14 protein-coding genes are annotated in these 24,536 nt (G+C 45.0%); 12 read left to right on the top strand and 2 right to left on the bottom strand.

The annotated features are described in order from the left end of the window. Positions 1-277: 277 nt before the first annotated feature. The 7 genes from ACYQ0Y_RS06355 (at position 278) to ACYQ0Y_RS06325 (ending at position 17,067) form a co-directional block, all read left to right on the top strand. Positions 278-496: a hypothetical protein gene (locus ACYQ0Y_RS06355; protein WP_407882605.1), complete on the top strand. Its 219-nt coding sequence runs from the start codon at positions 278-280 to the stop codon at positions 494-496. A gap of 73 nt (positions 497-569) precedes the next feature. After that, positions 570-905, top strand: a complete 336-nt coding sequence (locus ACYQ0Y_RS06350; RefSeq protein ID WP_407882604.1) for a hypothetical protein — start codon at positions 570-572, stop codon at positions 903-905. Between the two features lie 167 nt (positions 906-1,072). After that, positions 1,073-1,726 (top strand): MIP/aquaporin family protein, encoded by a 654-nt coding sequence (locus tag ACYQ0Y_RS06345; protein ID WP_407882603.1) that lies wholly within the window; start codon positions 1,073-1,075, stop codon positions 1,724-1,726. Positions 1,727-2,131: 405 nt separating this feature from the next. Continuing rightward, positions 2,132-5,911: a lectin-like domain-containing protein gene (locus tag ACYQ0Y_RS06340; protein ID WP_407882602.1), complete on the top strand. Its 3,780-nt coding sequence runs from the start codon at positions 2,132-2,134 to the stop codon at positions 5,909-5,911. Positions 5,912-5,998: 87 nt separating this feature from the next. Then, entirely contained in the window at positions 5,999-13,876 is a 7,878-nt protein-coding gene (locus ACYQ0Y_RS06335) for a hypothetical protein (RefSeq protein ID WP_407882601.1), read from the top strand. Between the two features lie 102 nt (positions 13,877-13,978). Then, complete coding sequence (locus ACYQ0Y_RS06330; protein ID WP_407882600.1) at positions 13,979-15,538, top strand: glycosyltransferase; 1,560 nt, start codon at positions 13,979-13,981, stop codon at positions 15,536-15,538. Continuing rightward, complete coding sequence (locus ACYQ0Y_RS06325) at positions 15,535-17,067, top strand: glycosyltransferase (protein WP_407882599.1); 1,533 nt, start codon at positions 15,535-15,537, stop codon at positions 17,065-17,067. The genes ACYQ0Y_RS06330 and ACYQ0Y_RS06325 overlap by 4 nt, the downstream gene beginning before the upstream one ends. A gap of 50 nt (positions 17,068-17,117) precedes the next feature. On the opposite strand, the gene ACYQ0Y_RS06320 is transcribed toward ACYQ0Y_RS06325, so the two are convergent. Beyond that, complete coding sequence (locus ACYQ0Y_RS06320) at positions 17,118-18,062, bottom strand: linear amide C-N hydrolase (RefSeq protein WP_407882598.1); 945 nt, start codon at positions 18,060-18,062, stop codon at positions 17,118-17,120. 229 nt (positions 18,063-18,291) lie between these two features. Here ACYQ0Y_RS06320 and ACYQ0Y_RS06315 point away from each other — a divergent pair, with 229 nt between their 5' ends. Then, positions 18,292-18,474: a hypothetical protein gene (locus tag ACYQ0Y_RS06315; RefSeq protein WP_407882597.1), complete on the top strand. Its 183-nt coding sequence runs from the start codon at positions 18,292-18,294 to the stop codon at positions 18,472-18,474. Positions 18,475-18,600: 126 nt separating this feature from the next. On the opposite strand, the gene ACYQ0Y_RS06310 is transcribed toward ACYQ0Y_RS06315, so the two are convergent. Next, entirely contained in the window at positions 18,601-21,192 is a 2,592-nt protein-coding gene (locus tag ACYQ0Y_RS06310) for a YfhO family protein (RefSeq protein WP_407882596.1), read from the bottom strand. Between the two features lie 145 nt (positions 21,193-21,337). Here ACYQ0Y_RS06310 and ACYQ0Y_RS06305 point away from each other — a divergent pair, with 145 nt between their 5' ends. From ACYQ0Y_RS06305 to ACYQ0Y_RS06290, 4 genes are read left to right on the top strand one after another with little or no spacing between them, the layout of a single operon-like run. Further along, on the top strand, positions 21,338-23,092 hold the full coding sequence (locus ACYQ0Y_RS06305) for a hypothetical protein (RefSeq protein ID WP_407882595.1): 1,755 nt from the start codon (positions 21,338-21,340) through the stop codon (positions 23,090-23,092). 41 nt (positions 23,093-23,133) lie between these two features. After that, entirely contained in the window at positions 23,134-23,664 is a 531-nt protein-coding gene (locus tag ACYQ0Y_RS06300) for a helix-turn-helix domain-containing protein (RefSeq protein WP_407882594.1), read from the top strand. Beyond that, complete coding sequence (locus tag ACYQ0Y_RS06295; protein ID WP_407883428.1) at positions 23,649-24,089, top strand: IS3 family transposase; 441 nt, start codon at positions 23,649-23,651, stop codon at positions 24,087-24,089. The genes ACYQ0Y_RS06300 and ACYQ0Y_RS06295 overlap by 16 nt, the downstream gene beginning before the upstream one ends. A gap of 8 nt (positions 24,090-24,097) precedes the next feature. Beyond that, complete coding sequence (locus tag ACYQ0Y_RS06290; RefSeq protein WP_407882593.1) at positions 24,098-24,517, top strand: DDE-type integrase/transposase/recombinase; 420 nt, start codon at positions 24,098-24,100, stop codon at positions 24,515-24,517. Positions 24,518-24,536: the final 19 nt, after the last annotated feature.

The raw sequence follows: 24,536 nt of genomic DNA, 5'->3' as shown, positions 1-24,536 counted from the left end.
GATACATTATGCGAAGGAGCGAGGGGTATCAACTCCTTCGATGCTTATAATATACCGATGTAACCTAAAGTGAAGCTTAAAAAGAAGTTACAAAAAATTTGCGTTGGTGAATCATGAGGAGCTAGTTCATTGATATGACTTGGATTTAGCGCAGAAAAGGGCCGTTAAAAACAATAAAAAATTTTTTAAAACAATCTGGGAGCACTGAGAACACCCTTTTTTACATTAGTCAGTTATAATAACAATCGTTAACAATGAATGACAGGAGGAAATAACAATGAATTTATCAGCAACAGATTACGATATTTTATCCGCCATTGCCGATGGGCGTGTTGAACCAGGGACACCGGTTACTCATTTCGTCGATTACTGTGATAACGCGATTGGGGGTAATCCGCGGCCATTGATTGCGGATGGTTACATTGACGCATCCGATAATGCTGTAACGGGATTGACCGATAAAGGTAAACAAGCGCTAGCTGAGCATCAAGCCTAGTTTTTGAATGAGGTCGTGTGATCCGTGGAATTGTGTCATAATGGATGACATTAATTAAAAAGGACGGGATTCCATGAATCAGCAATGGCGTGATGAAGCAACCACAGCGGTTAGAGGCCTTCTCCTATGGGCCAGTCTCATTAATATCTTTGTCGGCGTGGTTTTAGCTTGGACAATGTTAAATAATGGCGCACCGTTTTGGCTTTATATGTTATTTTTAATACCAGCTGTGGTGGGGGTCTGGCAATACACTCAAGTGGGCCGGTTGAGCGATCATTGGCTAATTAATGCGCGGATGTTTTATAGTCAGGCAATTATCAGTTTTGTACTTGCCTCATGGCTTTCCAGCATTTTCTTATGGCTCGCTGGTCGCCGAGTGACTTTGATTGCCAACAACCATCAATCATAAATTTAAAACTAAGGGTCTCCGGAAATCTGGAGGCTTGTTTTTGTTGGCTTAATCGTCGCCATGATGAATTGCTTCAATTAAAATTGAAAATTGTTGAGAGCGGGTAAAGTAGTGTATGATAAAGGACGATTAAAATTTTATTGAGCAATTTTTTGGAGGACACACGGATGAGAAAGTATTTCGCCGAATTTATCGGAACTTTTATGCTCGTCTTTATTGGGACTGGTGCGGTGACAATCGCAAAGGGTGGTACATTAACCATTGGACTGGCTTTTGGCTTAGCTATTACAATGATGGCTTACGCAGTCGGTGGCGTTTCTGGTGGTCACTTTAATCCTGCGGTTTCAATCGCCATGTTCATTAACGGGCGGTTATCCGGCACAGATACCTTGTTTTACATTGTTTCACAATTTTTAGGAGCAACTGTGGCTTCCAGTGTGATTGCTTTTATGGAACACGCACTAAAATTATCTAAAGCGGTTGGCTTTGGGCAAACAGATTTCCCCAATATTTCAGCTGGGGCAGCATTTTTGACGGAAGCTATCATTACATTCTTATTCGTCTTTGTTATTTTGATGGTGACGAGTGACGAATATGGTAATGGCCAAATGGCACCATTAGCGATTGGGTTAACTCTCGGATTCTTAATCATCGTCGTGTTGAACTTAACGGGTGGCTCATTAAACCCAGCGCGGAGTTTTGGACCAGCTATTTTTGCTGGTGGTTCTGCTTTGGCTCATTACTGGGTCTACTTAACCGCCCCGGTTGTTGGAGCTGTGATTGCCGCCTTTGTTGGTCGTTTGATGGGTAGTGAAGATTAATTAGTGTTTTTGAATCAACAAATAGCCAGTTTGGGATTAACCCAGACTGGTTTTTTTGTTCAAATTGTTTGTCGATATTCGATAGAGAATTTGAAGATGAACTAACTATTGAGTATCAGGCATGTATAAATGAATAGGGTCATTTTAACCGCAATGTTAATGGCGTGATTTATTGATCTATCAAGTACTGTCCCAATAATGAATAATTTATTTAACGCCTTATTGGGCGATATTATGTGCGAACCAAATTTTTATGAAAAATTGGTTCGTTTTTTTCTTGAAAAGTTGACTAGCTTAGCATTATCAGTAGGTTTACAAACAATTATATGAGTTATACTATTATACTAAATGTTTAATTTGGAAAAATGTTGACACAAGCGTTGCTTTTTGGGAGCCGAGGGAGTTATGAAAGAAAGTCAATTGGGGCGTGTAAACACCGCACAAAAAACCCACTATAAAATGTATAAAGCCGGCAAACAATGGCTGTTTGCGGGCTTAACTTTGCTATTCTTTGGTGTCGCTGAGGGCTTCACTACACAGACTGCAGCCGCTGATACTGGTACAGATCAGATAACACTGACTGACGATTCAATGGCGGCAACCAGTTCAGTTGCCAGTCAAGGCAGTGTCGTGCTGTCGAGCACGAGTGCTGCTAGTGAACCGGCAACAGATAATAAGCAAGCTGATTCGCTGGTTGCAGCCAGTGAAGCACAGGTTGATGACACCTCAGCCTTGCAATCACCTCAGCTAACATCACGGGCTAGTCTGACTGATTTAGCAGACGTACCGACTGATACACCTGCACCACAACCAGTTGATTTTCAAGCAGCGATTATTAATCCGGCCACGCTAACATCACGGGCAACGTTAGCTGTTGATTCGCAGACGACACCTATTAGTCCCACACTGGTTTTGCCAACTGGAGCGACTTCCAGTACCGCTGTTGATGGTGTGTTAACGGTCAATTTACCAACTGATACACCTAGTTCAGCTGTGCAAACGGTTAAGGCTGAATTAGCTGCTTTAAATCAACCGGTTGCAATTACGCAAACAGCAGCAGCTTCGACGATCGCAACTTTAAGCAACGGGATGGAAATCGGCACGACAGTCGGTAACGTGACGGCCGCAAACGCGTCAACCCAGTTTACTGGCAATGGGACCAGTGTGCAGTTCGATGGCAGCGGGACAGTTCAACTAACGGCGGATACAGGTAACCAAGTTGGGCATGCTAATTTAAATAATGTGGTGGATTTGACCAAAAATTTCACCTTAACTGGGGCCATTGAAGTTGGTAAAAGTGGTGGTGCTGACGGAATTTCGTTAGTTCTTGTTCAAGCACCAGAAAATCCTAGTGATACCCATGATGCGCAAGCTGGGGGAGGGTTAGGGATCGCTGGTTTGCCGAACGCGCTAGGTTTTACCTTTGATCCGTGGGGGAATTCAGGTGTACCAACGTTGACCAATGGGCTGTATGGTGATCCAACAACGCCATATGTCGGGTGGCGGACAACTGACAGTACTGGGTTAATTAATAACTACTCAGCAATTCCAGGTAGCTGGTTTACCCCAAATACACCGATGGTTTCAGCTAGTTCAAACACTTGGGAACCAATGGATGCGAAAATTCTGGATACTGGTTTTCATAACTTCACTTTAACTTATTCCTATGATGCTTCAACTGGAATGGGAACCTTTGCTATGTCCATTCCTGACAATGGTGAAAATACACAATTAAGTAAAACAATTAAAATCGATCCAGCATTAGCCGACTATACGATGTCCTTCGCGGCTTCAACTGGAGGTTCCTCAAATCAACAAGGTGCACGTGTGACGTCGTTTGAATACACTAAAGGAACTTCACAAGTAACCCTTAACATTCAAACGCCAAATGGAACGTCAGCACCATTGACTGTGACAGCTAACATCGGGGATACGATTCATATTTACCCCGATCAAAAATCAGCTCAAGCAGCGATTGATATGGGGATGGATCCCGCCACAGTGGTGGTGTGGGATAACAGTGTTGGGTATGGTTTGAAGGCGCCATTTAATTATGTAGTTAAGAACAATCTGACTCAGACAACGAACGTAATTGAGACTGCATCAGTTGTATCGACACTCATTCAATATGTCGATGCTGATGGACAAGTTATTTTACCGAGTCGAACGATTTCTGGGGTAGCAGGAGCAGCCATTGATCTATCAGCAGTTGAGCCCAGTGCTGAGGTGACGAGTACCATAAATGGCGGCCAATATTTATTAACAACCTCGCCAGCATTGAATGAGAAATTTTCGAATAATCAAACACTGACCTACACCTTTACATCTGATCCAACGCCAACTGTGACGGCAGCGGAATCGGAAGTTAATTCGTACCAAGGGTTAACTAGCACGGCGTTATCCAATGCAGAATCGGCTCTATCGGCAGCTAGTTATGCGGCATCAGTCTCGCCCGATGATTCGGCAGTCGCAGCTCAATATTCGGCTACCCAATCGTATTACATGGCCGTGACGAACCAAGGATCGGCAGCGGTTAGTGCACAAGTTATATTGGATTCAGTTAATGCGCAAGTTGCAAATGTGATTACTACAGCGAATTCGGCTAATAACTTAGCGACCAGTTTAGAACAAACCTATCTGGAGGAATTGGCAGATGCCGCAGCCGCCACAGCAGCCGCCAACTCGGCTAATTCACTCTATGCTTTTGAAAGCAGTACCTTTAAATTAGATTCAAATGTCAATTATTACTCACAAATGGCCGCCAGTGATACGGCAAAAGCAGCAAGTGCAACAACTGCCGCCACCTCAGCAACGCAGGTTTACAATAGTGCTTTATTAGCAGCACAAACTGCAATTAATAATGCGGCTAGTGTGGCTAACAGCGCCGCCGCTGCTGCTCAAGAGCTTACTTTAGCTACCAGCCAAACTGCTTTTCAGACGACTTCAACGGCCTCACAAGCGATCGTTGTTGCGGACAAAGCCACTTCGATTGCGGCCTCAAATGTAGCGTCGACGGCGAAAAAGGTGGTTGATTCTGTTCAATCAATGGCACTTTCAGCTGCTATGACCGCAATTGAAGCTAATTTAACTGCCAGTCAGGCAATGTCATTGGCTAGTGCTGACCAAGCCAATAACGATGTGCAGACAGGTGCAACTGCGACCTCGACAACCGCTAATGCCGGAAATGTGGCCGCCCAATCCGCGACCAATGATGCGAATCAAGCTTTGCAGTATGCGTCCTTAGCTGCGAGTGCCGCTTCAGCCAATGATGTTAGTGGCGCATACTCTTATGCCATGCAAGCTTCCAGTTTGGCGGCACAGGCAACTTCTGAAGCAGCGGTGACGCACAGTGCGGCGTCAATCGTTACTTCTTCAACAAAACAAGTGGCCAGTCAGGTTACAGTTGACAGTCAGGTTTCTTCACAACTAGCCAGTCAAGCGCAAAGCGTGGCTTCAACAGCGGTAACTAATGCGGCTACCGCTAGTGGCGCGGCTGACTCAGCAGTAACCAACGCCAATGAGGCCTCAGCTACTGGGCGGACTGATTTGGCGAACAGTGGTGTTGTTAGTGCGGCCAGTTTAGCCCAGTCGGCTGCCAGTGGTGCGATATCTGCCTCTTCATTGGCCAGTTATGAAGCCAAGCAAGCGACCTCCTTTGCTAGTGCATCGAGTAACTATGCAAGTACAGCCAGCGACTTTGCTAGTCGAGCTTCGCTAGCAGCGGCGTCAAACAATGCTAGTTTGGCTAGCGAATTCGCATTATCGGCTGCCAGTGCCCAAACGGCTGCTTTTTCGGCAGCGATGGTAGCGACAAGTTTATTCGGTGTGGCGCAAAGTGCTAATAATTACGTTCAAAGTGCGGTGGCATCTGATAGTGCGGCAGCCAGTTCAGCAGCGACGGCTACCAGCCTGGCCGCTAAACAAGCTAGTCAGGATGTCATCACGATTCAAAGTTATGGTGATCACAATACATCTTTAAGTAATAAAGCCGCGTCTTTAGCTAAATTAGATCCAAATAATGTGAAAATTCAAACGCAGGCAGCGTCAGCAACAGTCGTTATTTCTGAAAATGCCTCCTTGCAAGCTGTTGCTAGCGCCCAAACATTGAGTGCTAATCAGCTGTATGTTGCAGCTGCCTCAGCTGCGGGTTTAAATCAAGCAGAATCGGCTCAAGGAATATATTAAAGTGCAGCAAATGCTCAAAGCATTGCTGATTCTGCTGCTGCTCGTGCACAGCGGCTCTATTTGGACTTTTTAGCTGTTGACGACAGTATGGAACAACAAGTCAATGATGATTCAACGGTGGCGTCTACGAATGCCTCGGTGGCGGCTTCCGCAGATTCTGCCGCGACTCTGATAACAACCAATGCTGCTACTAACGGCAGTGTGGCGATGTCTTTGGCAAACAAAGCGTTATCAATTGCCGCGACTGATTCGCAAAACGTTTCGGTGCAAGGTTCGGCCGCCACGGTTAGTACGGCTGCTTCACAAATTACTAGTACTGTTCAACAGCTGCAAGATAATCAGGCGATGATTAACCAGTTAACCGCCAGTGCTGCTAGTGTGGCCTTGAGTTATGACGCCAGCCAAGCGGCTACGATGGCTTCACAAGTCAATTACTTGGTCGTCGAGGATAACGACTTAATTGCATCAATGAATTCGGCTGCGACGGTGATTAGCCAACAGTCGCCAATTCTAAGCCAGGCGGTGCACGTAGATAGCGTGACCGCCAGTGAAAAGGCCTCAGACGCGGCGGCAGCGGCTTCAACGGCGTCAGGTCAAGTTAAAACGGTTAGTGAACAAACAAATACAATTTCACAAGCGACCAGTGAAGTGATGAGCGCGGCCAGTGCTGCAGCCACGGATGTCAAGTTACAGTCCGCAGCACTTTCCGCGGCTTCGATGGCTGATCTTGCAAATAAACTTGCGACAATCGCTCAGGAAGATGAAAACTCTGCGGCAGCGGCCAATACATCCGCGCAAAGTGCGGCGCAGGCGAATGATGTTGCTTCAGCGACCTTCTTCGCTTCAACCGCGGCTAGTTATGCGGCGTTAGTCCCGAGTTTACAGAGTTCGCTAACTTTGTTAATTAGTGCGGCTAATTCATTAGCGAGTGCCGCTGGGCAAAAAGTAATCGATGACCAGACAGCCGCTCAAATACAAGCTTCCGCTGCATCAACGATAGCGAGCGCGGCGACCAAGGCAGCCAGTGCTGGCTCAACAGAAGGTACGAACGTCAATCATATTTTGAGTTCTGCTCAAGCGATTGCGGCGACAGCACCTAAAGATGCCGCGGTAATCAATTTGCTTTCTGAAGCCAATAGCTTAACAGCTCAGGTAAACGCTGATAACGTTTCGGCTTCTGCAGCAGTTAGTGATGCTGATCGGTATGCTTCATTAGCTGTGTCAGCGGCGGCTAATAATGATGTTTCAGGTGCGACAAATTATGCGTTAGCTGCATCTACAGCGGGTTCAACTGTGAGTTCCTTGGAATATCAAGTGGATCATTTGGCTACCACGGCCAACGAGGTTTACAGTCAAATGACAACCCGAGTTGCCGGGGATGCGTCGGCTGCTAACCAAGCTTTAAGTGAAGCTAATCGTTATGCGAGCCAAGCGACTAGCGCTAATGTGGCAACAATACAGGCTTCAGCAACGATGAGTACGGCTGCCAGTCAGATTGCCCAGTTGGTGACAACTGATTCGGCTAATGGCGATTTAACGGGATTGTTAATTTCAGCCAATCAATTGAATCAGCAGGTCAGTGCGCTAACCAGCAGTGCTTCAGTCGCGCAGAGTATGGCTGATTCTGCGGCAAGTGACGCGCAATCAGCTACTGGCTTAAATGACAATCAAACGGCCAGTGCGGCGGCATCAGTCGCCTCTGCTCAAGCCAGTGTAGCCGCGGCTACTTTGGCCAGTGCAACAGCGTTAGCGACTAGCGTTGACGATTTGGCTAACCAAGTTAGTCAAGCTGTTAGCGCCGACGCCAGTGTGGCTGCCAGTGCCGCTAGTGGTGCCAGTGCTGCTGCTTCTTCAACTAGTAGCGATGCAGCACTTGCTAGTCAGCAAGTGATTGATTTGAATAGCATGGTTGATCAAGTAAATTCTATTGCTGAAGCTGATCAGAAAAATTTGGCAGTTAAGGCTGATGCCTCATTAGTCAAAAGTTTGGCTGACCAAGCTGTTAATGCGGCTAGTACCGCAGCTGCTTTTACTGACTCAGCAAATGAATTATCACGTCAAGCCAGCTTAGCTGCTGCAGATAATAACGCCATCGCAGCGCAAACATTAGCCAGCCAGGTGGCAAGTCTTGAAGTTCAGGCGGCTAGCGCGGCTAATCAAGCAGTCGCTGCGGCTAAATCTGCTAAAAATGCACTAGCGGATGCGACCAACAACTTAATTAACGATACAATTGGCGCCAATGACGCTGCTGATCAAGTTACAAGTTCAGAAAATGTGACAAGTATCGCCGCGTCGCTAGTGGCCTCTAACGCTTCTGCCGCTTCACCAGCGGTGGATTCAATCGTTAAAACAACGCAAAGTGATGCAGCTAATTCGACGCTATCAGGAAACATTGAAGCGGCTAAACAGCTAGTGAGTGGGTATGAGGAATTAACCAGTGCGGCTATTAGCGCGGAACAACAGGCGCAATCCTTAGTCAGTGCTGCTAGTGTCGCTGCTGCTAGTCACGATCTGAATACAGCTAGTCAGTTGGCTGATCAGGCGAAAACTGTGCAGACCTTAGCAAATAGTTTGGAAACGAGTGCGGAAAACTTAGCTAGTCAGATGGCCAGTGTGGCAACAACGGTCGATCACACTGTTTCATCTGATTTAGCGTCGACAGCCGCAGTGGCAGTGGTCCCTGCTGCAAGTAACGTCACCTCAGCGAATACGCTGTCAGCAGCGGTTCTTAGTGATGTTGCCAGTTTGCGAGCCGATGTTACGCAGACACCAAATGATTCGCGATTGGCAAGCGCACTTACGACGGGTCAATCTTTGAGTAGTGGTTACGATTCGGCCGCTAGTCTGGCTAATTCAATGGCGACAATTGCCGCGAGTGCTGTCAGTGCGGCAAGTAGTTTAGCTGAATTTAATAATCCATTATTGACCAGTCAGGCGGCGTCAACGGCCGCTAGTGCGGCTAGTGTCGCAACAAGTGCGGCAGCGACAGCCGCTACGATCCAACAATCATTAGCGGTATTAGTGGCTAGTGCGGCAGCGATCAATTCAGCTGACCAAAATGCCGCTGCGCAAGATCATGTGGCAGCCGATACGTTGAATACGAGTGCAAATAATGAAGCAACGTCGCTGGCGGATACGTTTGCTAACCTGACCAGTGCCGACAAGACCAGTCAGTTAACAGCCAAGACTGATTTACAGAATGCTGCAGTTACCAGTTTGGCTAGTGATGCTAGTAGCACGCAGGCAGCGGCTAGCTTAGCTAATTCGCAAGCCGTACTTGCCATTTCCTTGATTAACAGTGCGCAACAGGCGGCCTCCACCGCAGCCTTAAGCAATGATTCTAATGCCACAAGTCTTGCTTTATCAGCTGCACAAGTGGCGACCAAAGCCTTGTCAACCGCTGCTGCACAATTAGATTCATTAGCGACGGTTGCCAAAGACACCGTGACAAAAGTTCAAAGTTCAGTCACGGCAGACTCGACGGCGGCAGCGGATGACGCAACAACAGCCTGTGTTGCAGCAAATAGTGCCAATCAGGCAGCCACAAGTGTTGATCAGTTTAACCAGCAAATAAGTGCATTGGCTGATAGTGCCGCGACCTTGGCCAAAACTGATTTACAAAATTCGGCTGTTCAAAATGCGGCCAGTACGGCGGTTTCAGCGGATAGCACCGCCGATTCGCTCGTAAGTGTGGCGCAATCAGCCGCTGACGTGGCCAGCGTCGCGGCGGCTAAAGCCACCAGTGCTGCTAGTGCTAATGATGTCAGTGCTGCTAGCCAATTTGCTAGTGTCGCAATAGTCGCACAAAGCACGGCTACTTCAGCAGTAGCCGCCGCTAGTACCGCCGCAGTAACTGCGCATCAAGCGCAATCAACCGTTAGTGACACGGTAACGGTTGATTCACAAGCTGCATCTGGGTATGCGGATAATGCCAGTGACCAAGCTGACTCAGCCAGTGTGGCAACAGCGAGCGCCCAAACTGATTACACTAAGACGAGCAGTTTGACAACCGTCGGCCAACATCTGGCAACGGCTGACTTACAAGATTCTGCTGTTCAAAGTGCTGCAAACGCCTTATCAGCTACCGATATCCTGGTTCAGTCGTTGGCATCTGTCGCCGCTAGTGCCAATGAGGTCGCTAGTTTGGATGCTCAAAAAGCTGCAAATGCAGCTCAATTAAATGATGTGACTGCCGCTAGTCAGTTTGCTAGTGAAGCGATTAGTGCAGATCGTGTGGCTAGTTCTGCCGCTAGTAAAGCGGCCAGTGCTGAACAATTTGCCAGTCAGACGATGACTGATTTAAGTACAGCCGTGGCAACGGATTCTACAGCAGCTTCAGATGAAGCAACAATGGCAGGCTTGGCGGCAAGCAGTGCTGACAAAACGGTCACTGGTGCCGATCAACTTAACCAGCAGACGAGTGATTGGGCGGCCAGTGCAACCTCCCAAGCTAAGCGCGATTTACAAGATTCGGCCGTTCAAAATGCTGCTAGTACCGCGGCTTCAGCGGCCAATACTGTTGATTCATTGGCAAAATTAGTGCAATCTGCGGCCACCGTTGCTAAGCAAGCAAGTTCTTTAGCAGCTAGTGCAGCAGAGAACAATGATGTTAACTTGGCTAGTCAATTTGCTAGTGAAGCGGCAAGTGCGCAAAGTGCCACTACTTCAGCCGTGACAGCAGAAAGTAATGTTGCCAAACTTGTTAGTCAAGCGCAGTCAGCCGTCGATTCATTGGTAACGTTTGATTCTGCCACGGCTGCAAGTGATGCAACGAAAGCTAGTACTGCGGCCAATCATACGAGTGACTTGGCTGATAGCGCTAATCAGGCAAGTAAAGAGCTAAGTTCGTTAGCAGCCAGTGCAACTTCTTTAAGCGAGACTGATGATCAGAACTCAACGGTTCAAAGTTTAACTAATGAAGTCAGTTCGATCACTAATACCGCCGATTCATTAGCTAGTGTGGCTCAGTCAGCGGCTTCAGCGGCCAGTGTGGCGGCCATAGCTGCCTCAAATGCTGCTAGTGTTAACGATATCAGTGCCGCTAGTCAATTCGCTAGTGAAGCGGCTAGCGCGCAAAGTGTCGCCATTTCCGCTAATCAAGCAGTGACTGATGAACAACAGGCCGCTACGGAAACGCTATCGGCAGCTAATTCATTGGTATTTGCTGATTCACTAGCTGCGTCAAAAGATGCCATCAACGCCATTGAAGCGGCCAGTGCTACCAGCGATGTCGTGACAAGTGCGGACCAACGCAACCAACAAACGCATTCATTGGCCACTGATGCAGCTTCTTTAGCCAAGACTGACTTACAGAATTCAACGGTTCAGAGTTTGGCGAGTGTAGCAGAGGTGGCGGCCAGCGCTGTTGATTCGTTAGTCAGCCAAGCCCAATCTGCCACGGACGTTGTTAATATCGCTGCGTCGTTAGCAGCCAGTGCTGCTAGCGTTAACGATGCCAGTGCTGCCAGTCAATTTGCTAGTGAAGCAGCGAGTGCCCTAAGCCTAGCTACTTCGGCAAATCGAGCGGCCAGCGCTGAACAGATGACTGCCAGTCAAGCTCAATCGAAGACTAATTCGCTGGTGACAGGTGACTCAAATGCGGCATCAACCGCAGAAAAGGCAGTTAGTGAAGCAACCCTTTCAATGAGTGGGGCCACTGACAGTACCGATCAAAGTAGGCAACAAACAGATTCACTTGCTGCAAATGCCGCTTCTCTAGCTAAGACGGATTTGCAGAATTCCGCTGTGCAAAGTTTAGCGGGCGTTGTGAGCGCGACGGCCAGTGGTGCTGATTCATTAGTGGTTGTTACCCAATCAGCGACGGCCGTGGCTAGTGCAGCGCTTGAGTCAGCAAAACGTGCTGCTAGTGCCAACGATGCCAGTGCCGCCAGTCAATTTGCTAGTGAGGCAATGAGTGCCCAACTTGTGGCGCAGTCAGCCGCTAGTCAAGCAACGAGTGTCGAAACCTTGGCCAGTCAGATGGTCAATGAATTAAGTATAGCGGTCCTTGATGATGCCAGTGCGGCCTTGAATGAGGCAGCGAAGGCCAGCCAAGCCGCAGATGCTGCAGAGGCGACAGCAATTAGTGCTGATCAAGTTGATCAGCAAACGAGTGCATTGGCTTCAACAGCCGGTTCACTCGCAAAAACGGATTTACAGAATTCCGCCGTTCAAAGTCTGGCCAGTGCTACTGTTGCTGCAGCAAGTACTGTCGATTCTCTGACTAGTGAAGCCCGATCTGCGGCCTCCGTCGCCAGCGCAGCAAGTTTACTAGCTAAACATGCCGCTGATGCCAATGATACTAGCGCAGCGAGTCAATTTGCCAGTGAAGCAGCCAGTGCACAGAGCGTTGCTGCTTCTGCGAATCAGGTCGCCAGCGCTGAACAAATTCGCGTCAGTCAAACCCAATCCATGGTTGGCTCATTGGTGACTGTTGATTCGACGTCCGCTTTGACGGACGCCCAAAAGGCCAGTCAAGATGCAGTTTCTGCTAGCTCAATTACAAATAGTACTGCTAAGTTGACTCGACCAACCAGCGAACTAGCTGCCCAAGCCGCGTCACTTGCCGAGCACGATTTACAAAATGCCGCCGTGCAAAGTCTGGTTACCCAGGCTGATTCAGCTAATCAGGTAGCTGAATTGTTAACTAGTGCGGCCCAGTCAGCTGCGTCGGTTGCTAGTATTGCCGCCTCATTAGCTGCAAGCGCTGCTGATATCAATGATGCTAGCGCGGCCAGTCAATTTGCTAGTGAAGCAGCCAGTGCACAAAGCGTCGCTACTTCTGTGAACCGATCTGCGGCTCAAGCATTTCGCTCAGCCAATGACGCCTTATCTGCAGTTGAGCAATTAATTGGAACTGATCAGTCAACCGCGCAAAGTGCGGCGAAAGTTGCTCAACAGCAAGCTTCAGTTGCTGATTCGCTAGCAAGTACCGCGGCTGAGAACAAGCGCCAGATAGACTTAGCAACGGCTGATGTAGCAGCTTTGGCGGCCACTGATTCCAGTAACGAAGTGGTGCAAAGTTTAGTCAATGCAGCTAATGTTGCCGATAAAGCAGCCGATTCATTGAATGGTGCTGTTGAATCAGTTGCTTTGCTTGCTAGTGCAGCGGCTTCGTTAGCAAGTAGCGCTGCCACAAGCAATGATGCTTCACTAGCTAAGTGGTGGGCGACGCAAGCGCAACGAGATGCTACCTACTTATCTAGCCTGACAAGTGCAGTTAAACAGCGGCGACAAGTCGCAGCGCAAGCTCAATCGCAGGCTCAACAATTAATTAAGGTTGATTCAATGGCCGCCGCGCAACTGGCAAGTCAAATTGCTGAAGCAACCGCTAAGTTAGCTAATGCCACGACGGCGTTATCAGCAGCTAAGTTGGTGGAGGAAACAGACGTTGCAGCGCAATCTGCGAAGAACCAAGTGTCTCAATCACTGGCGAGTCAGGCTCAACGATTGGCCGGCCAAGCTGCAAGTATGCAAGTCGATGTTAATCGATTGGTGGGAAAAGCAACGAAGCAGCTTCAACCCCACATGACTAATGAGCAAGATCGACAGATACTAACCAATTTGGCAAACACACAGCAACAAGTGCAATCTATGGCGGCGACCATCTCGTCATTGGCAGATCAAATTGCAAAGTTATTGCTAGAGGCAGCGCAAACGAATGGTGGCGCGAAATCAGTTGAACCATTAAAATCAATGTCTTCGAATCAGCCAATGGTTTCAACAAAGCCCGGAGCTTTCGCAGATCAACATTTTGGCAAAGCGCAAGTCGAGGCGATTAAAGTTAGTGCTAAAACAATTGCATCAGCGCCGAAAGCAAGCAATATTTCAACAACTAAGCATTCGACAAAAGTGCAACTACCAGCAACGAATACGTCGGTAAGCCCATCACGATGGGGATTGATTGGCCTAACCTTACTCGGCTTGACGGGTCTTGGTACCACACGCCGAAAAAAAGATAATTAAGAGGGGTTAAAAGTTCGTTCAGTCGTAACGAGGTACGGTAGAATAGGATTTAGCAATGTGCTAGATCCTATTTTTTTGAAAGGCACTCAGTGAGGTCAAAAAATGTATTATTTTATTAATGCGAGTTTCAATGAAAAAAAATCAGGGATTGAGCACGCTGAAATGAAGCGACTCAATTTATTTAAAGATCACCATGTGCCAGCTAAAATTGTGACGCGCTCGTTTTCACTGAGCTTACATGATACGCTAGCCAACGCTGGTTTAGCTGATGACGATATGGTCAATTTATTTGATTTTTTTGAAGGGACCGAGACATTTCCTAAGCAGTCCTTTAAGCTAGCTGATTTGCACGTCAAACCGAATTTGCAAGTCTTAGTAAATGATCAAGACGAGCATGGTTTTATGGTGCGCAATTCAGAACGAATTATTCAGCGAATTAAAATGCGTGCTCCTGAGTATCAGGAAGTCGAAAATGTCCTGACATTTGATCGTTACGCCAAATTAGTGAAGAGTGAGTACTGGGATACTCGAGGATTCAAGGCCCTGGAACAGTGGCATGATGCTAATGGGGCAGTCACGGCTGAACAAGTCTTTAACCCGCAAGGCGACGTGGTCTATCAAACATTTCATATGAAAAATCAACAAGGGAAAGTGGACAATTCGCTTTATCGGATTTTGAACTGGCACGGCAGCGATTACTCGTTTAACGGTGAGCAAGCGATGATGCGCTTTTTCCTTGATGAATTAAACCGGCGTGATGGTGAGAATAACGTCATGGTCGTTGATCGGACGTTTGAATTAGCCTGGTCCGTATTAAATATGAAGACGCGCGCCTTCAAAATGATGCATTTACATTCCAATCACTTAAATGATCCGGAACAAGTGATGACGGCGACGCTTAATTATAACTATGAATATGCGATTAAGAACTTACATCAGTGGCAAGGCGTGATTGCGCCGACGCCGCAACAACGCCTCGATTTTATGCATCGGTGGGGTGATGTACCAGCGGTTTTCGAATTGCCGGTGGGAATTGTGGATGACCAGGTTCTAAATGCCCCGCACGTGGATTGGCGTAAACGGACGCCCGGGAAAATTATAATGGTGGCGCGTCTCTCGCCTGAAAAGCAACAGGATAAGGTGATTGAGGCGTTTGAGCAGGTTTACAAACAGGTTCCAACCGCGCGCTTAGAATTTTGGGGTTACGCAAACGGTAAGGAAGGTGAACGGTTGCATAAGATCGTCGCTGACAAGCAACTGGGTGAACTCGTTACCTTCCACGATTACACGTTAGATATTGGCAAAGTTTATGACGGTGCGCAGATCAATGTCTTAGCTTCTCGAGCTGAAGGTTTCTCATTAGCGCTGTTAGAAGCGCAGTCACACGGGGTACCAACCGTTTCTTACGATGCTAAATATGGTCCACAAGGGATTATCCAAAATGATCGAGACGGCTATTTAGTCAAACTTGATGATGTGGACGCCTTAGCTAGCGCAATTAGCAAGTTATTGAGCGATGATGCGCTAATGCAGACTTTTAGTGAGCATGCTTATGAAGACGCAAAACGCTTTTCTGAAGCGGCTGTTTGGGAAAAATGGCAGGCGGTTTTTGAGGCAGTGGCAGTATTTAATCAAGGCCATGAACAGGAGGTTCAAGCGTGATTTATTTTGTAAATGAATACTTGATGGCATTGAACTCTGGGATTGAACACGCCGAAATTAAACGACTCCAATTATTTAAACATCAAGGTAAACCAGCGAAGTTAGTGACCCGAAATTTTGATCAAATGTTGTACGCGAACAAGCAACGGTTTGGCCTCGAAGATGATCAAATTGTTAATATGTATGACTTTTTTCAAGGGATTGAAACACGGGTTCCGGTTGGGAAAAATGAGCCAAAAATTGAAGCACTTCACTTAGCGCCCGAATATAATGTTGATCCAGGGGCAGATGTGAGTCACGTCTATGATGGTGATCAACTCATTATGGATGTCCATTTTGCACCCGGGACAATCGGCCAGTTGTACAGCGTCGATGTGTATGATAAGACCGGAAAAAAAGTTCAAATGAGTTTGTGGGATTTCCGTGGTTTCAAGACGCGGGATCAATTCTTTAGTAACGAGGGTGACCTGATTAGTCAGGTGACCTATGCCCCAAGTGGTCAACGAGTGATTGAAGAGTACTTTGGGCATGATGCAGATGGCCGCACTGTGTTGACGTTGTTACAGCTGTTGGACTATCAGAATCAAGATTTGTTTTTTAATAGTTATGACGAATTATTTACGTTCTTCTTGGATGAGCTTAATCGGCGTGACGGTGAGAAATCGACTTTTGTGGCAGATCGACCTGGGGCTTCCTACGATGCAGTTTTGAGTATGACGACTAAGGCGCGGCGTTACATAACGCTACCGACAACACATACGGTGGACGCTAAAGACCAAGTTTATGCCAACCTGTCAGGATTGTATGCCAACGCGTTGGTTAATCATATCGATCAGCTCGACGGCGTGATTGTAGCGACTGAAGCTCAAAAAGCTGATTTAACGCGGTGGATGGGCGGCGAAGACCGCGTGAAAACACCGATTTTTGCTGTTCCAGCCGGCGTTGTCGATCCAAAACAAGAGCATGCTAAGCACATTGCGTTGGCCCAACGTCACCGGCACGAGTTAGTCGTCGTCGGTCGGTTAACCAAAGAACGGCATACTGAAGATGTCGTGACCGCCTTTGCTAAGGTCAAGCAACAGATTCCTGATGCGACATTAGCGATTTATGGTTATGGAGATCAAGAAAAGCCATTAAATGAGCAAATTAAAAAACAAGCATTGACGGACAGTGTGAAGTTACATGGCTATCATGCCAATCTGGACGATGTATATGATCAAGCACAAGTCTACGTGAATGCCACAGAGGGCGACAATGAGCCACTAGCATTAACAGAAGCGTTGTCACATGGCCTACCAGCGGTTACGTATAACGTTTTCTATGGGCCAGCTGATCTGATTATGGATGGCCGTAACGGTTATTTAGTCAGTCGTGGAGATGTGGATGGGTTAGCAGGCGCGATGATCCGGCTTCTTAAAGATGACAAACTATGGCAACAGATGAGCCAACACGCCTACCAGAGTATGACAACGCGCATTGAATCTGTTGTATACGCAAAATGGAAGCGGGCTTTACACATTACGCATTAGAATGAGTAACGAAAAAAGATCAGCAAAGTTGCTGATCTTTTTTCGTTAGATTAAGTAAATGGTAGGGCAATGGTCTGTTGGGGAAAGCGGTCTTGTAAATTATTTAGTGAAACTTGATGAATTTGTTGGGTCCTAGTGGATTTAAAGGTCATTTTCAGACTAGTTAAATCCAAAACGTCCTCATAATGAGTGTAATCTAGATTATGATGGGTTAAGCGATCTAGGGTGCGCGGAATGACCACATCATCTAACAAAGCGATTAATTGGTTAACCGCGGTCTTGGCGTCCTGCGGTTGTGCTTGTTGCCACAGGTGAACCGCAGTTCGTTGGAACCGATCTGTGGGTAAATTTGTATGTGGCAGAGCCCCATTAAAAGCTTCTATCTGTGAAAGTAAGTTTGGCCAAGAGGTCGCTTCCGGGTGACCTAATCGTTGCCGCAGCCGTTTGACATGTGCCGGATAATTCGGCGTGTTCGTCAGGACGTGTAATGGGGCCGGTGTTAAGGTAAGCGTCTCATCACGTGGTTCAAGAATGGCAGTTTGTCCTGTCCGATCGGTTAATACCCAGTGAAACGGTCGCCAGTTGTCTTCTTGATGCCAAGCTTCTGCAACGATGCGTAGGGTTGGCAAATCGGCCGCAACACTAGCAATCGAGTCGTGTAAGAGCGCCCAGTAAATAAAATCTTGGGGTGTGATGTTTAAATGGTGTGCCGATGGCGTCGATGCATAGTGTGCTTCAATGGGGAAAAAGAGCTCCGCGCAGGCTAAACCGGCCGTATTCATCGCATCCCCCATTAGGTAATGATTGCCGGGCGTCCAGCGACCGCCACCTAATAAGGCAAACGGCAGCGATTGTCCAGCATCGTCAGTGGATGGTTGCCACCAGCTATCCGCGGGTAAATAAACTGGCCGCCATGGCGTCGTTGTCGGTAAATCCATCGTGCGCGCAAAAAAATGGTGTTGGTCTAAACTAGACGTTGTGATTGCTGTACACATGATATGCCTCCATGTGGCTCAATATACCACACTTGGACTGCAAAATAATTGTGTAAATAGATGGTGCTGGTCGACTGGATTGCTAATGGTATCCATCTGCAAATCGCATCTAGGTCAAACGGTGGTGATTTTTTACCAATCCTTACGATTCCCCACCTTGAAAGCTAGGTAAAAAAGACTAAACTTTGGTGACATTAGTAAATCGAACAAGAAAAACGGAGGCCCGCAAATGGGTTTATTAATCGGCTTAGCCTTGTTACTTTTATTCGGACGTTTTATTGGTAAACTAGTTTTTTGGATTTTGGGCGTGCTATTAGTCGTGGGTGCGTTTATGTTCTTTGCCCATTTAGCGATCTGGTTAGTCGTGATTTTTCTAGCAATCGGCGGGTTGTCTTATTTGGGGAGTAATTAAATTAAAACTGCGGCGCTTTATGAATTTGTGATAGTAGCCGAATTAATCATCATCAAATGGTTCGGAACGAAATAAAACTCCGAATTTGATCATGTGATCAAATTCGGAGTTTTTTATTACAGATTTTTATGATTTTTGTCGACGCTTTTGAAGAGTGAAGAGTATAGCCAAAATGATTAAAGAAGCGATACTAATAATCAGGCCTGCCTTAAGACCGCGTGGCACGAAAGAGAGCTTAATTAAGTTTTTACCAGTGCGTGGAAGTTTAAAGGTAATTAAGGCGCCATAAGCCTTTGATATCGGATAAGGCTTGCCGTTAATGGTCAGATGCCAGCCAGCATCAATGGGCAAGGTTAATAGAATTGACTGATTTTGATTTCCATAAACAGTAGTTCTAATGTGATTTCCGCTAACTCGTTGGGTTTTTACCTTGTTTTTAATATCAAGTAATGCATTTTTCAGAGTTGATTCTTTAGGAGAACTGGCAATTATTGGTTGATTAATTTGTACATTTGGTATTGTTGGTTTAATGGTAATCATAAAGGGAATATTCTTAGTTCCTGAACCTAGGTCTAAGACGCTGTTCTCACCGAAATTATACGTGACTAATGATTTTTTGAAATCGTTTCGTTGAATGTTGATTGGCGCCCATTCAAGGAAATTAGGAAAGTTGGTTGCAGGTAGGGCAAGATAGACTTCCCCATCTTGAGTTGGTGTGACGCTATATTTGAGGTTAGAAACTGCCTGCACCTTTGCAGGAGACATAATCTTCCTAGCAAACAAGCCAGTTGCTAAGATATTTTGATTTTGAAAAACGTTTTCTACCGAGGCGTTTAGTTTATCACTAGTGTTGTTTTTCTGCAGCGGAAATAACAGTGGTAGCGCCTCTGTGTGATGAGTGACAGCAAGTCCTTTTCTATTATTTTGCTTAATTTTTGTATCAGCATATGATACAGGTTGAGAATGGCCCATGTAGTCGTCATTATCAATCGCACTTGATAAACTTTGATGAGGATCACTGACAATGTTACTGATGCCAAAATAATCGTCAATAAAATTACTACTGCCAGCACTATAGTTGGTCCAATTCATATCGCGTAAATAGCCAAGGTTACCCATAAATTGCTTAATGTTATTGGGTTCCGAACTGCTGTAATGACTAACACCTGGGAAATTAAGCAATAAAGGATCATTATTACTTCTTGAGAAATCCATTTCTATTCTGTTATTGGCTCTTGTTAAACGCGGCAATGAATTTAAAACCGGTGCAGTATAATTTACAAATTGATTAAAGGTGTTCGTAGTGGGTGGGTTGTAATTATTAGCTAGTACGTGATGATCATTGATAGTAACGTTAATTAGATTTAGTAGAAGAAGACTGGTTGTCACAGCAATTAATTTTTTAGCGTTTTGATGGGCGTTTGTTAACCACAGAACTAACATAAAATTAAGTAATAACAAGCTTATATTAACGATGCTAAATTTCAGAGTTAATAACTGCGGGAATTGTCGATGATAAACGACGATAATGATCAATGCATTGATCATTAAAAAAGCGGGTTGATTAATTCCAGCTTTAAGTGCATTTGCTCCTTGATAGGCCAAAATTGTTGTTAAAAAGACAATTGTGAAAGCAAAACGGCCGTCAAAACCAATGGGGGGTGTTCCCCCGTGCCAGAAAACAGCAAGGGGCGTAAACCAAGTGCTGAGACCCATAAAACATAAAAAGCCGAGGCTTATCAATCGATGCTGTATGGGGATACTATTCGCGCAGTAATATGCAATCAATAAAACTATTATAAATGTGGATGAGTAAATGAGTGGCGCATTGTTGAAATCGCTGCTCATATTTGCGCCATATGTTCCGGCTAGAAAGGATCGGCCGAAGCCTTTTATTGCATTGAATTGGGTGAGGGGATGAACAAAGGCCGAAAAGGATTGTTTTTTAGCCCCGCGAAGTGAAATTAACGTTGGTAACCAGATAATTGTTGTTAAGCTAAGTGAAGCAAAACCTGCAAGTATGTATTGACGCATACGCTGCCAAAATAAGTCTGTGTTGAACCGGGTTAACTGCCGGTATATTAACCAAAGGAAGCTAAATACGCCAATCATAAACGCGATATAATAGTTTAAAATTACAGATGCGCTTAGTGTCACAATGAACCAACGCGATTGCCCCGTTTTAATTAGGTAATCAATAGCTAATAAAACCAATGGGAGCAAAATGAAGCCATCAAACCACATAATGTTCATTTCGAAGCCGATAAAGAAAGTTGATAGAGCGTAACTTGTTGTCAGGGATAAACGAAGCCATGGCAACAAACGGGTATTAAGATTCGGTGCAGGTTCCTGTTTTAAAAATAACCCCATTGTTAGTCCGAGCAAGCCAATTTTTATCGTCGTAATCACCACAATAGCTTGATTGATGGCTGTCAAAGGTACCAGTATAAAAATCAAATTCAAAGGTGACATCAGATAGTAGGTAACTAAACCAAATAGATTCCCACCTAGTGTAAATGAATATGAATACCATGAATGCTGGGAGACAATGTGTTTTAACGCTGCAAAGTAACTTACATACTGGTTATTCATGTCACTACGCAGTGGAGAAATATTGCCGAATGGTGTGATGTGAGCAGCTGCTAACAGAACTGAGAAAATTAAGATTGGTATTAAAAAACTGGCTATATAAAAAAAGATCGTATGTTTAGGTTTCACAATATCCCTCCAATATCACTTGTTAGATTGTTTTATTAGTATATTGCAATCATTAGAATTTATGAAATTTTATATAAATTAATTCTATTGATTGTCTGTTTTTGATTATAATTTAAACTAGGCAGAAAAAAGATGGGGATACTTCATGAAAACGTTTAAGCAAAATGGTTTATTGTTTATCTTCTTTGGTATTAGTGCAATTGCTTTTGGATTATTAATTTTCCCTCCATCAGGGTTGTTGGTGGGAAGCGATCGGGCATTTCATTTACAACGGTTGTTGGAAATTTATGGAAATTTAAAACAAGGGCACTTAACATATATTTCGACACAGGCGTTTGGTAACGCTGGCCAAGGAATTAATTTTTTCTATCCATGGCTTGGGCTAACCCCCTTTTTAATTGGCTTAAAAATTGCGGGACCACACATCATTGCATTGGCGCTTGGAGAAGCGATCATTGCTTTTTTGGGCCTATGGATGAATTTCATAACAATTCGCTTATCTGGATATGCGTGGCGTACTGGTGTTATTTTTGCTACTGGCTATGTTTTTTCAATTTACTTGATTGAAGATAACGTAGGGCGGTTTGACTTGGGCGAATCTGTGGCGATGCTCTTTTTTCCCTTAGCTATTTTAAGTTTTTATCATCTCATTTATCAGTCAGAACATAATTATTTTGGAAAATTTACTTGGGTATTTTTAGGCTTTAGTCTGGCATTAATTACGCAGACCCACTTCATGACCGCCTTTATAACGTTTATTGGATTTGGCTTATCCTTGATATATTTCATTATTGCTCGACGGATATCTTGGTCAGCGATATTACGTTTGTTTGCCGCTTCAATTCTGTATATGGTTGCGACGTTAAATTTTTGGATTCCCTTTTTCGATCAATATCTACATACTAAGATTTTATCGCCACCAGCAACTAATTTTGGAACACAAAATGGTCTGGCACTTAGTCAAATAATTAACAATTCGCTAGATACACGAATTGAAGTCTATCAGCTACAATTTGGCATATTGATCGTTGTTGGCTGTCTGGTATTGATTTCTAAATGGCGTTATTTATCGCGGATTGTTAGGATTACTCTGATCATCGGGTTTGGATTAACGATAATGTCTACGGATATTTTCCCTTGGTCATTAATGACCAAGACTGTTATCAGTCGACTTCAGTACTCGGGACGAATGATGCCAATGGCTAATTTCTTTCTATGCTATGCCATTGCTGTCGCTACCGGTAACTATCTGAGTTCATTGGAAAAATCTCCTAAAATAGTTAACCGGTTAACATTGGGTGCTATTATCCTGCCTGTTATTTTAATGGTGAGCGTAACGACCACGTTAATTAATACGGAAAACAAAATTCATAAAGATCAAACCAACACTGTGTCTGCAACGAGCACGATGCAAAATGTAACTAGTAATAATTTTAGAATAACAAATGCAGGTTTTAAAAATGACATTGGAGCATCTATCTATCGTGATTATATTCCGGACTATGGGCTAGATCGGCAAGCCTTATTGCAAGTTGATCGGCATCTGCTTTTGGTTGGTAAGCAAACAATACGGCCGGAGGATATTCATGTTGGTGCCAATACTGTTGTGTATAAATTAGAAACGAAGAAGCCAGTAGTACAAAATACAACAGTTCGCCTGCCATTTTGGATTTATAATGTTCGAGAATACCGAGTCATCGTAAATCATCACGTCTCGAAAGTAACATTAGATCGATATCATTTGGCTCGGGTTCGACTCGTTAACAATAAGGTTTTTAACACAATTCAAATTGAATTTGTCCCGCCTAAAATTTATAAAATTTCATTTGTTATTAGCATTCTCACATTACTTTTTTGTTCATTAGTGATTCTGACTTTGCTTTTTACTAATCTGAAGTGAACCCCCAGAGTTGGACAAAATCCAACTCTGGGGGTTTTACTATGACCAAATATAATTATGAATTTAAAGCAAAAATTGTCGCAGAATACTTAGCAGGCGCTGGCAGCACGACGTTAGCCCATAAATACCAGATTCCAAAATGCGGTACGATTCTTGAATGGGTCAAGAAGTTCCAAGCCTATGGTGTTGAAGGGTTAGAAATCAAACATGTTCAGCGTGTCTATTCTAGTCGCTTTAAGCAACAAGTATTAAACTGGATGAAACAACATCAGACTTCCTATGCAGTAACTGCGTTACATTTCAACATACCAAGTGACACGACAATTTTATCTTGGCAAACGCGGTTCGAGCAATTTGGGATCGAAGGTCTGAGCACACAAAAGCGAGGACGTCCAGTAATGAAAAAACATAAGCGACCAACAAAAGCTCCTAATGATGATTCAGATGCATTAAAGAAGTTACGTGAAGAGAACTTGATGTTAAGAATTGAGAACGCCTACTTAAAAAAACTAGATGCCTTAGATCGGGAAGAAGAAACTCGAGAGAAGTCGCACAAATCATCACAGAACTAAGGCAAATCTTTCGAGTTTCACTAGCACTAGTTTTAAAGATTGTTCACCAACCACGTAGTACCTACTATAATGCCAACAAAAATGACACGAGCCTGATACCAATTGACACTCAGTTAATCCAAGCGATTGATGAAGTTAAGCGTGCTAATAAGCACTATGGTTATCGTCGCGTAACGGCTGAATTACATCAGCAAGGCTTCAGTGTGAACCATAAACATGTCTTACGTTTGATGCATCAAATGGGTTGCCTATCGACAGCCTACAATCGTAAAACACGTAAGTATAATTCCTATCAAGGGCAAGTGGGTAAACTCGCTCCCAACCGACTACGACGACGTTTTGAGACAGATCGACCCTATCAAAAATTAGTCGCGGATGTGAGTGAATTTCGTTATGGTAGTCAATTAATGAACGTGTCTATTTAGAGCCAGTGATGGACTTATATTCAGGTGAAATTTTAGCTTTTAATATCAGTGATCATCCAACAGTGGCCTTCGCGATTAAACCGCTTCAGGAAGCACTGAATAAAGTAGCGGGACGATCGTACCGCACGACAGTTCATACGGACCAAGGGTTTCAATACCAAAATACGGCTTGGCGAAAAGTATTAAAACAGCATCGTGCTTTCCAAAGTATGTCTCGAAAGGCAACATGTTTAGACAATGCGACAATGGAATCATTTTTCCACATCATGAAAGCCGAGCTGTTCGACCAAGCTTATCCAACCAAGGCAGCATTAGTTCTAGCTATGACTGATTGGTTGGACTATTACAATCAACGCAGAATCAAAATCAAATTAAAAGGTAGATCACCAGTTCAATACCGGCAGTCTACCTCTCAATCAGTCGCTTAATTTAATTGTCCAACTTAAT

The sequence above is a fragment of the Furfurilactobacillus curtus genome (assembly GCF_054657915.1).
Note: the sequence above shows the minus strand (reverse complement) of the source record. Positions and strands in the feature narration are given on the sequence as shown.